The following is a 13,367-nucleotide window of genomic DNA, read 5'->3' on the forward strand; positions in this document are numbered from 1 at the left end:
TTATAATACGGAATATATTTACATAAGGAAATCTCTATATTGAGGACCGGATTTCTATGTCCATCAAGAGAAATGCCCAGTATTTCCATTTTCAAAGCATTTACTTTACTTCAGTTGATTGGCATTTGGTGTTATTCCAATGTTACCAAGTTAATAGAACTAAGTTTTCTTAAAACAAAAACCACCGAAATATAGAAGTAGTTTGGAACGTAAGGAATTTGTAAGGAAGGAGTAAGAAAAAAGAGATTTTCAATGTGTATGATCAAAATATAGAGAAGAACGGGAGGGGGAGTAGTTACTATCTATTTATATAAACACAAATTAATTAATAAAACGCTATGGAAGAAAAGAAGAAATTATAGAAGTTAACAGATATCTGAAGAAGAGGGATTAATCATTTATTAGGTCAGAGAGTTGTTTGAAGAAATAATTGGTCTATAGATGATTGCAAATTCAGTATTGACTTTTATCATTGGGAGGGTTGATAGCTGTGTGATTAGCATATGACATAAATCAGCCAGCAATACAATTTAAATAGAGGAGAGGAATGCTTTATGAAAACACGCAGTAAATTTATATGTGGAAGTCTAGCACTTTTAATAGCTGGAAGTTCCCTGTTATACATAACACCAAACTCAATTGTAAAAGCAGAACCCACGCAAAATGTATCTAGTTCGTTACAAACAAGTGCGCAAAGCGATCGAAATTCCGTTAAGAAAGCAATCCGGGATGCACTGCAACTTGGATATCCGGGAATACTCGCTCAAATTTCTAAGGGTGGTAAAACTTGGAGTTATACCGCTGGGGTAGCGGATCTGAGAACTAAGAAACCAATGAAAGCAGATTTTCGCTTTCGTATTGGCAGTGTGACGAAAACGTTCATTGCAACAGTGCTACTGCAATTATCTGGAGAGAACCGTTTGAATCTAGATGACTCCATTGAAAAATGGTTGCCTGGTGTCATTCAAGGAAACGGATATGATGGTAACCAGATTACAATCCGGCAAATATTGAATCATACAAGTGGTATTGCTGACTATATAAATTCAAAAGACTTCGATATTACGGATATAAAAAAATCGTATACGGCTGAAGAATTTGTAAAGATGGGGATTTCTCTTCCCCCAGACTTTGCCCCGGGAAAGGGTTGGTCTTATTCAAACACAGGATACGTATTACTGGGGATCCTTATTGAAAAAGTAACTGGCAACAGCTATGCGGAAGAGGTTGAAAATCGGATTATTGAACCGCTTGATTTGTCAAATACATTCCTACCTGGTAATTCAAGCGTGATCCCAGGCACCAAGCATGCCCGTGGCTATTTCCAACTAGACGGAGCAAGTGAGCTAAAAGACGTTACATATATGAACCCAGGTAGCTCGGATGGAGATATAATTTCTACTGCTGACGATTTAAATAAATTCTTCTCTTACTTACTCAGTGGTAAATTACTGAAGGAACAGCAGCTAAATCAAATGCTTACTACAGTTCCTACAGATAGAGAAGGAGCGGGATATGGTCTTGGAATCGTTGAATTTAAGCTTCCGAACGGTGTCTCGGTATGGGGACACAGAGGTAGTGTGCTAGGGTTTTCCACTTTTGTTGGTGGAACACTTGGAGGTAAGCATACATTGGCCGTCAATTTGAACAGCTTTAACTTTAGTAATCCTGATCCTTTTAAAAGTATTTTACTTGCTGAATTTAGCAAGTAGGCAAAAAGGAAAACGGGATAAGTTTTGTCATAGTTTTATAGTTTGAAATATACCATTTTGGTGCAAAAAACAACTTGCTCAAAAAAATTTAATACTCGTAATTAAGTATAAAAGAACTCTATCGTTTTAAGTAAATATTTCAGGAGGGTTTTATGAAAAAGAAAATGATTACTGCACTTGGTGTTTCTGCTATAATACTGACTAATTTTGTAGGAAGTACTTATGCAGACTCGAAAACAGGAGTTTCTGTTACAGCTCCTTACAATAAAAATCAAATAGCGGAATGGTTAGAAATGCACGCGAAGCCTTTAAAAACAACCAATCCAAATGAACCTTTTAATGATTTAAAACCACTTAAGAATATGGTGGGTTCAGCTTCAATTGTAGGTTTAGGTGAAGCTACGCATGGGGCTCATGAAGTTTTTACGATGAAAAACCGTATTGTGAATTATTTAGTATCTGAAAAGGGCTTTACCAACCTAGTTTTAGAAGAGGGGTGGGACAGAGCTTTAGAACTTGATCGATATGTTCTTACTGGTAAGGGAGATCCAAGCCAACATCTATCACCTATATTTAAGACGAAAGAAATGTTAGATTTACTTGATTGGATTCGGCAATATAATGCTAATCCAAAACATAAATCTAAAGTGCGTATCATCGGGATGGACATTCAATCAGTAAACAAGAATGTTTATAACAATATAATAGAATATGTTAAAAGAACCAATTCAAAACTTGTGCCGAGGGTAGAAGAGAAGATAAAAGGTCTTATTCCTGTAACAAAGGATATGAATACTTTTGAAAGCCTTACGAAAGAAGAAAAAGAAAAGTATATTTCAGATGCTAAACAAATTAGTGCTTTATTAGAGGAAAATAAAAGTTATTTAAATGGGAAATCTAAAGAGTTCGCATGGATAAAACAAAATGCTCGTATTATTGAACAGTTTACTACAATGTTAACGTCACCTCCTGATAAACCATCTGATTTATATTTGAAACATGATATTGCAATGTATGAAAATGCGAAGTGGACTGAAGAACATTTAGGAAAAACTATTGTATGGGGGCATAATGGCCACGTTTCGAAAACAAATATGCTTCCTTTTGTATACCCTAAAGTAGCTGGGCAGTATTTAGCAGAGTATTATGGAAAACAGTACGTATCTATTGGAACGTCAGTTTATGAAGGACAATACAATGTCAAGAATAACGATGGTGAATTTGGCCCATATGGAATATTAAAATCGGATGATCCAAACAGTTATAACTACATCTTTGGACAAGTTAAAAAAGATCAATTTTTTATTGATTTACGTAAGGCAAACGGCGTAACAAAAACTTGGTTGAACGAACAACATCCAATTTTCGCTGGAGTAACTACCGAAGGGCCTGATATACCAAAAACAGTTGATATATCATTAGGTAAAGCGTTTGATATACTTGTTCAAATTCAAAAAGTGAGTCCATCTCAACTACATCAATAAATTTAGAATAATATACCTTAATGAAGTGTAGTGTTAGGGGCAATAGAGTTGTTTGAATATGTCAGTTAGGTTATTTTCATTAAAGGATTATTAAATGGAATAAATGTTTTCAAATTAGAGACGATGTGGGATAGAAGCACAGTATTATCAAGTTAACAAAATAAAATTCTATCTAAAATGAAAAAAACGCTATTCTTTCTATAGAATCATAGGAAAGGATGGCGTTTTTGTATCTGATCTATTACAACAATTTGGTCAAGGAATTTAAACGTTTTTATCTCTTAATACCTTACGAAATATTACTAAAATGTAGGTATTGTACAACGAACAACATACCCATTAAGCTAAAAAAATAGTTACCGAAAAACTAGAAAAAAAGTGTGTTGCAAAACGAATATGATGCAATTTTACCGGACGGAAAAGCTACATAGAGTATGTAAATGAAATAGAATGAGGGGATTTATTTTTTTGTTATGAAAAAAAATTTCTTTTTATAACTTGATAAAAAAGTATGGGCGAACGGATCAGTTATCCGTGGTTGGTTAATGGACTTAACTGAAAAAGCATTTGCAGAAGATCCGAAACTAGATGGCATTAAAGGTGTAATGAACTCTTCAGGAGAAGGAAAATGGACTGTTGAAACTGCACTTGAACTGCAAGCTGCAGCACCAGTTATCGCTATGTCATTATTTATGCGCTATCGTTCTCAGGAAGATGATACATTCCATGGAAAAGTAGTTTCAGCATTACGTAATCAGTTCGGTGGACATGAAGTTGTGAAAAAATAAGGATGTTTTTGAAAAGAAATATTAAATTTAAAAATACCAATCAATCATTGTTTTTTGTACGGGATGTATCAAATGTAAAGGAAGGCATGAAATATGTCCCAACATAAAAATAAGAATAAATAAAATGAAGTTTTCATAAATAGTAAAAGGATGATTATGTCATCAGTGTAGCTAAGAAATGATGTTACATATGGAGAGAGCGTGTTAAAAAAATATGAGGTGGTTAAATGGGAAATGAGCAAGTGAAGAATGCAGGGGAAGAAAAAAAGTTATGTCTTTGTATGATTGTTAAAAACGAGTCTAGAATTATGGAAAGATGTTTAAATGCTACGAAATCAATTGTAGATTTTGTTTCTATTTGTGATACTGGATCAACTGATCATACACCTGAAATTATTGAAAATTGGTGTAAAGAAAATGAAATCCCTGGAACAGTTCATCATGAACCATTTAAAAACTTTGGTTATAACAGAAGTTTAGCTGTTTCATTGGCACAAAAAACATATCCAGAAGCAGATTATTTATTAATATTAGATGCAGATATGATATTAGAAGTTGATCCCGAATTTGATAAGACGAGTTTAACAGAAGATCATTATCTTACATTGCAATATGATATTCATATTAAGTATTGGCTTACACGCCTTTTAAAAGCTTCTTTACCATGGAAATCTGTCGGTGTTACTCATGAGTATTGGGATATAGATCGTTCAAAAGTTGGAGCGAATTACAATACGAGAGTAGCTAGGCTAGAGACGCTTGTCGTTAACGATCCTGGGGATGGTGGTAGTAAAGCCGATAAATTTGAAAGAGATGAGAGGTTGTTGTTACAAGGAATAAACGACCCAGAAACAACGCCAGACTTGCATATAAGATATTTATTTTATTTAGCCCAAACTTATTTTCATTTAAGTCAATTTGAAGATTCGATTAAATGGTATAAAAAACGAGTGGAAGCAGGCGGATGGGTTGAAGAGGTATTCTATTCGTTATTGCGAATAGGATTTTGTTATGAACAACTAGCAACTCGTTCAGCAAATAAACAACTTGAAGTAACAGAAGCGGATGAAAAAGAAAATGCTAAGAAACAAGAAGAGCAATATACAGCATTAGCTGTTCTTTATTTTCAAAAAGCGTGGGAATATAGACCAACTAGGGCTGAGCCATTATATCAACTTGCAAGAATGTATCGATTAAAATCTCAAAATAATATTGCTTTGATGTATGCCCTGCAAGGGAAGGAAATTCCTTTTCCGAAAAATGATCTTCTATTTGTAGATTATCATGTGTATGATTACTTATTTGACTATGAGATTTCTATAAATGCTTTTTATATACCACATAAAAAGCATTTAGGTGCAGTGTCACAAAAATTTTTGGAATCGAAAAAAGATGAGTTACCGTTGCATATAGCAAATATGGTAGAAAGTAATGCGAAATTTTATTAAATACAATTTCGGTTAAAGGAGTAGTGGAGTAATAATGGAATTAATACGATGGGCGCTAGAACTAGGGGAATCTGTGCATGGAAATACGTATGAAGAATTGATGCCACTACTAGACTATTATTATGATCGTGATCATTTAAAAGCGTATTGTATCGCAAATCTTCTTTTAAACATGGATGTATCAGATGAACATCGGGAAAGAATCGAATTAAGAAGATGCATCGCTGCTTATTATGCTGGATTATATAAAGTAGCAAAAAAACATGCAAATGATCTTTTACTGAAATATCCGGATGTGGATTTATATAAAAATAATTTAAGACTAATGGAAGCTTATTTGAATAAAGAATATGATTATTCTCTGTTTATATGCCCAAAGACGTATGGTAGTTTTATAGATGTTGCGCGAGCTTTAAAGTGGCGGTTGGAGCAGGAGGGAAATACAGCAATTATATCAGAAACAATACTGGAAAATGTAAAGAATACAGTTGTTTTTGGAGCACATACATACGCATATAACCCAAACCTTCTTCCGAAAGATGCAATTATTTATAATTTAGAACAGCTATACGAAGGAAGTCCATATGCGCACCCCCTTTATTTAATATTATTAAAAGATAGAGTGATTTGGGATTATAGTAAACAAAATATAGAATGGCTTAAACAAAAAGGGGTAGGAAAAGAAATAAAACATGTAGAAATGAACTATGCTCCAACTTTGGAAATAAAAAAAGATGCATTTGAAGATGAGATTACGGAAGACATTGATATACTGTTTATAGGTGCTCTTAACCCAAGGCGGCAAGCTATATTCGATCAATTAAAAGCAGTTGCCCCGAATTTAAATATAGTTTTTAAAAATAATGCGTGGGGAATTGTTAGAAATGAATTGATTGCTAGAGCTAAAATTATATTAAATATTCATTTTTACTTATCGGGCATCCTTGAAACTCCTCGCGTTTCTTATGCAGTGGCAAATAAGAGATTTATTATTTCGGAAAATAGTAACCCAGAGGACGAAATAGAGTGGCCGGGAATTGTATTTACTCCGTATGAAAAAATAATTGAAAACGTAATGAAATATATAGAATTACCAGAAGAACGGAAAAGATTAGCGGAAAAAGCATATAACCATTTTAAAGCAAATGAAAGTTTAGGTACATTGAGCATGAGAGATGAAACAAAGTAATTGTACGAAACTCATACGAAAGTATGAGTTCTTTTTTTGTTTATCATACTATTTTATGAAACAAGTTAACTCTTTATATTGTATTTTGTATAGAAATTTCTGATAATATATAAGTAGAAATTGAAAACAAAGGGGAGAAATAATCATGAAACTAGTTGTTATTAACGGTACACCAAGAAAATTTGGTAGAACTCGCGTGGTGGCAAAATATATTGCGGATCAATTTGAAGGGGAATTATATGATTTAGCAATTGAGGAGTTACCTTTATACAATGGAGAAGAGTCACAACGTGATTTAGAGGCAGTGAAAAAATTAAAAACGTTAGTGAAAGCTGCGGATGGGGTTGTATTATGTACACCAGAATATCATAATGCGATGAGCGGTGCGCTGAAAAACTCTTTAGATTACTTAAGTAGTAATGAATTTATTCATAAACCAGTTGCGTTGTTAGCGGTTGCCGGTGGCGGTAAAGGTGGAATAAATGCATTAAACAGCATGCGAACGGTCGCTAGAGGTGTTTATGCAAATGCAATTCCAAAACAAGTTGTTCTTGATGGATTACATGTGCAAGATGGTGAACTTGGGGAAGATGCAAAACCATTAATTCATGATGTAGTTAAAGAATTGAAAGCATATATGAGCGTATATAAAGAGGTGAAAAAGCAACTAGGAGTTGAGTGATATGTCATCTCTTTATAAAGATTCACGCTTGTATTTCATTCTAGGGGCCAATAGTCTATCAGCTATTGGTTCCGGTATTGTAATGATAACGATTCCATGGTTGTTAATTAAAGAGAGTGGAGGAGAGACAACGTTTGGTTATGTTTCCATCATCTCAACACTGATTATGTTTTTGTTAACTCCGTTTATCGGGCAAAGTATTGATCGTTTTTCAAGAAAATCTTTATTATTATGTAATGAAGGTATTGGGATAGCCGTAATCGGAATAATGGTTATATGGGGATTTGCTGGGCAATCCTATCATTCTATTCATTATATTCTTATTTATATAGCAGGCTCTTTTTACTATCTATTATTTTATCCTACAATTTTTGCGTTCAACCAAGAAATTTTTCAAGCAGAACATTATAAAAGTTTAAGTGGAACGATGGAAATACAAGGACAGTTAACACAAGTTATTTCAGGAGCAGCCGCGAGCTTTCTAATTGAAGTTGTGTCTTTGAAGTGGATATTGTTAGTAGATATGTTAACTTTTGCAGGAGCATTTTTGCTGTTTTTATGTATACCGTATGTCAAGAAAAAAGAGATTAAAAAGAAAATAACATTTAAGAAGCAATTGTTCGAAGGAATTCACTTTATGAAAAACCGTCCTAAGCTCTTTTGGTTCTTACTTGCCACTTATATGCCGTTTATAGGTGTCATGATGGCAAATTATTTAATACCAGTTTATATTTCGGATATACTTAAAGCTAATGCCTCTGTATACGCGATAGAGGGAATGATGTACGGTGTTGGAGCTGTTGTTGCAGGAATCTGTATTCCACTCATAATGAAATATGTCAAAACAGAAGTTTCAATCGTTATGACGATGTGCATTTATGTAATTTCAATTACCGCAATGATTATTGAACCTTCCGTAATGTTGTTATATGGACTAGCGATTTTTCATGCGATTGGAAATGCGGGGACAAGAGTGGCGAGAAATGTATTGATGATGGAGGAAATTCCAAACGAAGTAATGGGACGTGTAGACAGCTTATTTCGATTAATTGGTACAGGGATACGAATCGTATTATTAATGCTGTTTACAGCTGGTGTATCTAAAGCTGGGGTAATGCTCCCGTTTTACGTATTAAGCTGTATATTGATCTTCTCATTAGGAATCGCTATTTATTATGTACTATCACAACGTAAAGTAGCGGCGAATGTTTCTAATAAATCAATCGTTTGAAAAAACACTTCTGCCTCCCTTTCTTTTTTTATATAATAAAAAGAAAGGGAGCGAAAACTTATTTATGAACAAATGGATATTACTTATCATCTTATTATTACCACCACTATACATTCTTTATATGACCTTTCGAATGAAGAAAGTTGCTCGTGAAAAGTTGAGCCATCACTCTCCGTACCTTCTTATACTGGGTGCAAAGTTATTTGGTGATAGACCGTCTTTATCTCTTCAAAATCGTTTAGATGTAGCGCTGGAATATTTATATTCTCATCCTGAGGTAAAAGTAATTGTTTCAGGCGGCCAAGGGGAAGATGAAGATATACCGGAAGCTCATAGTATGAGGAACTATTTAATGGTACATGGTATAGATGAGAGACGTATTTTAATAGAAGATCAATCTACAAATACGTATGAGAATGTAAAGTTTAGTATAGATTTATATGATGTGAAACATGCGGTAGTTGTAAGCAATACGTATCATTTATATCGAACGAAAATAATTGCAAAACGTTTAGGAATGAAGATGGAGGCATTAGCTGCTGAAACACCAATACGTTCTAAGAGAAAAATGTATGTACGTGAATATGTAGCAATAATGAAAACAATATTGTTCGACCGTTAGGGCTCAAATTTGAGCTCTTTTTTTGTAGAATAATGCGTATCATTTGAAATGAATTCCATATTCCATCAAAATAAAGGAAACAACGATAAAGGAGTTGTATTTGTGATTCAGTTTAATCAAGTGTCAAAATCATATGAAGATGGCACAAAAGCAGTGGATTCATTGCATTTAGAAATTAAAAAGGGAGAATTTTTTGTTCTCATTGGTCCGAGTGGTTGCGGGAAAACAACGACAATGAAAATGATTAATCGTTTAATTGAAACGACAGAAGGCTCAATTTTAATCGATGGAAAAGATATTCAAGAATACAATATTAATGAATTACGATGGGATATAGGGTACGTGTTGCAGCAAATCGCTTTGTTCCCTCATATGACAATTGCTGAAAATGTTGCAGTTGTTCCTGAAATGAGAAAGTGGAGCAAAGAAAAAATAAAAGCTCGTGTCGATGAGTTGCTCCAGATGGTCGGGCTAGATCCAGACGTATATCGCGATCGCATGCCTGATGAATTATCAGGAGGACAAAAACAACGTGTAGGTGTCGTGCGGGCATTAGCCGCAAACCCGAAAATCGTTCTTATGGATGAACCATTTAGTGCGCTAGATCCATTAAGTAGAGAACAGCTTCAGAAGGATATCGTACAATTGCAAAAGAAGATTCAAAAAACAATTGTATTTGTAACACATGATATGCAAGAAGCATTATCACTTGGAGATCGCATTTGTGTTATGAAAGAAGGAAAAGTTGTTCAATTAGATACGCCAGAAGGAATTATACATAACCCAAAAAATGAATTTGTAGAAGAGTTCATTGGAAATCGTGGGCGACCTTGGTATGAGGGGAAAAGTATAGAAGATGTATTGCCACTTGATGAAAGTATGCGGATAGAAGGAGAGGCACTATCATTACATTCTTCTTTACAAGAAGCATTAGTTCGTCTGCGAGCTGATGAAGTCGTTCCAGTTGAAGAAAATGGTCGATATGTTGGAGCTTTAACGAGTCGTCATATTGTCAATTATATTGTTGAACAAATGAAGGAAAGAGGCTAAACAGTGACTGATTTTATACAAACGTTTCAAGAACGAAAAATAGAATTACTAACTGCATTAAGTGAGCATTTACAAATATCGCTTATTTCATTATTTTTTGCAGTAATTATTGCGGTACCGCTTGGCATTTTATTAACGAGAAAAGAGCGAATGGCTGAATTTATAATAGGAACTTCTGCAGTAATGCAGACGGTGCCATCACTTGCATTACTCGGACTATTAATTCCGTTAGTAGGAATCGGAAAAATCCCGGCCGTTATTGCATTAGTTGTGTATGCACTATTACCTATTTTACGCAATACATATACAGGAATACGGGAGTTAGATGAATCTTTAATCGAAGCAGCGAAAGCTATGGGGATGAATAGTTGGAGAAGACTGTGGAAGGTAGAGCTTCCTCTTGCATTACCAATTATTATGGCCGGTATTCGTACGGCAATGGTATTAATTGTTGGAACGGCTACATTAGCAGCTCTTATAGGTGCTGGTGGGCTTGGTAAACTCATATTGCTTGGTATCGATCGGAATGATCATGCGCTTATCATTTTAGGGGCCGTACCAGCCGCGTTACTTGCTTTATTCTTTGATATAGTACTTCGGGTGCTTGAGAGTCCAAAACGTTCGTCTAAGCTTGTTATATTGACGATATGTATTGTTTGTATAATGGTTGCTTCTCCATTTCTTTGGAATACAGAAAAGAAAGATATTGTTATTGCGGGCAAACTTGGATCAGAACCTGAAATTTTAATTCAAATGTATAAGCAGCTTATTGAACAAGATACCGATTTACATGTACAATTAAAACCAGGTCTTGGAAAAACATCATTTGTATTCGAAGCATTGAAATCAGGGGAAGTAGATATATACCCTGAGTTTTCGGGAACAGCTTTATCTACATTCGTGAAAGAAGAGCCAAAAAGTACAAATCGGAATGAAGTATATGAGCAGGCTCGCGTTGGAATGGAAAAGAAATATAGTATGGTTATGTTGAAACCAATGGAGTATAACAATACATATGCACTAGCTATGCCGAAAAAAATAGCAGATCAAAAGAATATAAGTACAATTTCTGATTTAGGAAATATTGCACAGGATGCTAAAGTAGGGTTCACATTAGAATTTGCTGATCGTGAAGACGGTTATAAAGGAATGCAAAAAATATATAACTATAAGTTCTCGAATGTTAAAACGATGGAACCGAAATTACGTTACAGTGCAATTCAATCAGGGGATGTTAATGTAATCGATGCATATTCAACAGATAGTGAATTGGAACAGTACGGACTTAAAGTGTTAAAAGATGATAAAGGGTTATTCCCACCATATCAAGGTGCACCGTTATTAAGAAAAGAGACATTACAAAAATATCCTGAACTTGAAAAAGTATTAAATAAATTATCTGGAAAAATTACAGATGAAGAAATGCGAAAAATGAATTATGAAGTAAATGTGAATGGTAAAAGTAGTGAAGAAGTCGCAAAACAATTTTTACAAAAAGAGAATTTACTTCGTTAAATTTACAAAAAATATACAAATTCATATGTATGAAATGACCGTTCATTATAAAATGAACGGTTTTTTTGTGCATACTTATACATTTTTTCAAAAAAGTATTCCATTTTTCTTCATTTTCTTTTAGAATAAGTAATGTTTTCCTGAAAAAATATAAGAGAAGCGTCTATTAGAGAAAAAGGTGACTTTAATAGTTGAACGAACATAACACCTAGAATGACAGATGGGGTGGTACAAATAGAAAAGAAGTTAGGATTTTTTCCATTAATTGCATTAGTAGTCGGAACAATGGTTGGTGGCGGTGTTTTTAGTTTACCGCATGATTTAGCAGTAGGAGCAAATAGCGGCTCTATCATAATTGGCTGGTGTATTACAGCGATGGGAATGATTCCACTCGCGCTCGTATATCAAACGTTAGCAAGAAAGAAACCAGAGCTTGAGGGCGGGATTTATAGTTATGCACGTGCTGGTTTCGGTGAATATATCGGATTTAACAGTGCTTGGGGATACTGGTTAGCAGGAATTTTAGGAAACGTTGCAACAATCATGTTACTGTTTAGTACATTAGGTTATTTCTTCCCCATTTTTAAAGGTGGAAATAGTGTTGCGTCTATCGTAGGAGCATCACTTTTATTATGGACACTTCATTTTCTAATTTTATTTGGCATTCGTGAAGCATCTATTATGAATGTGATTGCAACAATAGGGAAATTGGTACCAATCGTATTATTTATTGTTGTAATGGTAACAGCGTTTCGCTGGGATACATTTACACATGATTTTTGGGGAGAAGGAACTATTTCAGTTTCCTCTATACTTGGTCAAGTGAAGAATACAATGCTTGTAACTCTTTGGGTTTTCATCGGGGTTGAAGGAGCGGTAGTATTATCTGGAAGAGCGAAAAATAGTCGAGACGTCGGTAAAGCGACAGTATTAGGACTTATTTTAGTAATGTCTATTTATATTTTAATTTCTGTCTTGTCAATGGGAGCGATGACAAGAGGAGAACTTTCTGTTTTAGAAACGCCGTCAATGGGACATGTATTAGAACATGTTGTTGGGACGTGGGGCGCAGTAGCGATTAACATCGGGTTAGTTGCTTCACTTGTAGGTACATTAATAGGTTGGTTTTTACTTGTTTCTGAAATTTCCCATGTAGCAGGAAAAGATGGCGTGTTTCCGAAAGTCTTTACGAAAACAAATAAAAAACAAACACCGCATATGGCATTATGGATCTCAAATGGCGTTGCCCAAGTTATATTTATAATCGTTCTGTTTTCAGAGTCAACATATCAAATTATGTATTTCATAGCGTCAACATCAATTTTAGTACCATATTTATTATCAGCGTTATTCCAATTCAAATTAGTGATTACAAATGAACTAAAAGATGCAAAAGTGAAAAATGGTTCGCTAGCTTTAATTGCTTCACTTTACTCTATATGGCTTATTTATGCAGCTGGTTTGAAGAATTTATTGCTCGTTTCAATCGTATACGGAATTGGGATCATTGTTTATGTGTACGCAAGAAAAGAAAAAGGAAATCGTTGTTTTACTCGTATAGAGAGATATGTAATGTGGGCAATTGTCGTAGCAGCTGTTACATCTCTTTATATGTTATTGACTGGAAATATAAAAATGTAAAAGTC

At 34.4% G+C, this 13,367-nt stretch carries 10 protein-coding genes and 1 pseudogene; all 11 read left to right on the forward strand.

Annotation, left to right across the window (positions count from 1 at the left end):
• Positions 1-554: 554 nt before the first annotated feature.
• The 11 genes and pseudogenes from EGX95_RS09845 to arcD all read left to right on the forward strand — a co-directional run bounded on the left by EGX95_RS09845 (position 555) and on the right by arcD (position 13,362).
• Positions 555-1,712, forward strand: coding sequence for a serine hydrolase domain-containing protein (locus EGX95_RS09845; RefSeq protein WP_000857775.1), 1,158 nt, complete (start codon positions 555-557; stop codon positions 1,710-1,712).
• 152 nt (positions 1,713-1,864) lie between these two features.
• On the forward strand, positions 1,865-3,196 hold the full coding sequence (locus tag EGX95_RS09850) for an erythromycin esterase family protein (protein ID WP_123805493.1): 1,332 nt from the start codon (positions 1,865-1,867) through the stop codon (positions 3,194-3,196).
• Positions 3,197-3,702: 506 nt separating this feature from the next.
• A pseudogene (locus EGX95_RS09855) lies at positions 3,703-3,984 on the forward strand (hypothetical protein); the annotation flags it as partial.
• A 227-nt stretch (positions 3,985-4,211) separates the two neighbouring features.
• Positions 4,212-5,432 carry a tetratricopeptide repeat-containing glycosyltransferase gene (locus EGX95_RS09860; RefSeq protein WP_000526205.1) on the forward strand — a complete coding sequence of 407 codons (1,221 nt, stop codon included), beginning with the start codon at positions 4,212-4,214 and terminating at the stop codon, positions 5,430-5,432.
• Positions 5,433-5,466: 34 nt separating this feature from the next.
• Positions 5,467-6,621: a CgeB family protein gene (locus tag EGX95_RS09865; protein ID WP_000420439.1), complete on the forward strand. Its 1,155-nt coding sequence runs from the start codon at positions 5,467-5,469 to the stop codon at positions 6,619-6,621.
• A 145-nt stretch (positions 6,622-6,766) separates the two neighbouring features.
• The gene (locus EGX95_RS09870) at positions 6,767-7,303 is read left to right on the forward strand and encodes an NADPH-dependent FMN reductase (protein ID WP_000780354.1); all 537 of its coding nucleotides are present in this window, start codon (positions 6,767-6,769) and stop codon (positions 7,301-7,303) included.
• Between the two features lies 1 nt (position 7,304).
• Positions 7,305-8,534, forward strand: a complete 1,230-nt coding sequence (locus tag EGX95_RS09875; RefSeq protein WP_000097177.1) for an MFS transporter — start codon at positions 7,305-7,307, stop codon at positions 8,532-8,534.
• A 64-nt stretch (positions 8,535-8,598) separates the two neighbouring features.
• The gene (locus tag EGX95_RS09880) at positions 8,599-9,156 is read left to right on the forward strand and encodes a YdcF family protein (protein WP_001992206.1); all 558 of its coding nucleotides are present in this window, start codon (positions 8,599-8,601) and stop codon (positions 9,154-9,156) included.
• Positions 9,157-9,258: 102 nt separating this feature from the next.
• Positions 9,259-10,206, forward strand: coding sequence for an ABC transporter ATP-binding protein (locus tag EGX95_RS09885; protein ID WP_000614094.1), 948 nt, complete (start codon positions 9,259-9,261; stop codon positions 10,204-10,206).
• Between the two features lie 3 nt (positions 10,207-10,209).
• A complete protein-coding gene (locus EGX95_RS09890; protein WP_000129125.1) occupies positions 10,210-11,721 on the forward strand; it encodes an ABC transporter permease/substrate-binding protein in 1,512 nt (503 codons plus the stop codon).
• A 213-nt stretch (positions 11,722-11,934) separates the two neighbouring features.
• On the forward strand, positions 11,935-13,362 hold the full coding sequence (gene arcD / locus EGX95_RS09895; protein WP_000129462.1) for an arginine-ornithine antiporter: 1,428 nt from the start codon (positions 11,935-11,937) through the stop codon (positions 13,360-13,362).
• The last annotated feature ends 5 nt before the right edge of the window (positions 13,363-13,367 follow it).

This window comes from Bacillus sp. FDAARGOS_527, assembly GCF_003812125.1.
Taxonomy (GTDB): Bacteria; Bacillota; Bacilli; order Bacillales; family Bacillaceae_G; genus Bacillus_A; species Bacillus_A paranthracis.

Bases quoted from the DNA above. Each gene is read 5' to 3' on its own strand.
- EGX95_RS09865 (WP_000420439.1), top strand. From the start codon at position 5,467: ATGGAATTAATACGATGGGCGCTAGAACTAGGGGAATCTGTGCATGGA.
- EGX95_RS09875 (WP_000097177.1), top strand. From the start codon at position 7,305: ATGTCATCTCTTTATAAAGATTCACGCTTGTATTTCATTCTAGGGGCC.
- EGX95_RS09860 (WP_000526205.1), top strand. From the start codon at position 4,212: ATGGGAAATGAGCAAGTGAAGAATGCAGGGGAAGAAAAAAAGTTATGT.
- arcD (WP_000129462.1), top strand. From the start codon at position 11,935: ATGACAGATGGGGTGGTACAAATAGAAAAGAAGTTAGGATTTTTTCCA.
- EGX95_RS09845 (WP_000857775.1), top strand. From the start codon at position 555: ATGAAAACACGCAGTAAATTTATATGTGGAAGTCTAGCACTTTTAATA.
- EGX95_RS09850 (WP_123805493.1), top strand. From the start codon at position 1,865: ATGAAAAAGAAAATGATTACTGCACTTGGTGTTTCTGCTATAATACTG.
- EGX95_RS09870 (WP_000780354.1), top strand. From the start codon at position 6,767: ATGAAACTAGTTGTTATTAACGGTACACCAAGAAAATTTGGTAGAACT.
- EGX95_RS09880 (WP_001992206.1), top strand. From the start codon at position 8,599: ATGAACAAATGGATATTACTTATCATCTTATTATTACCACCACTATAC.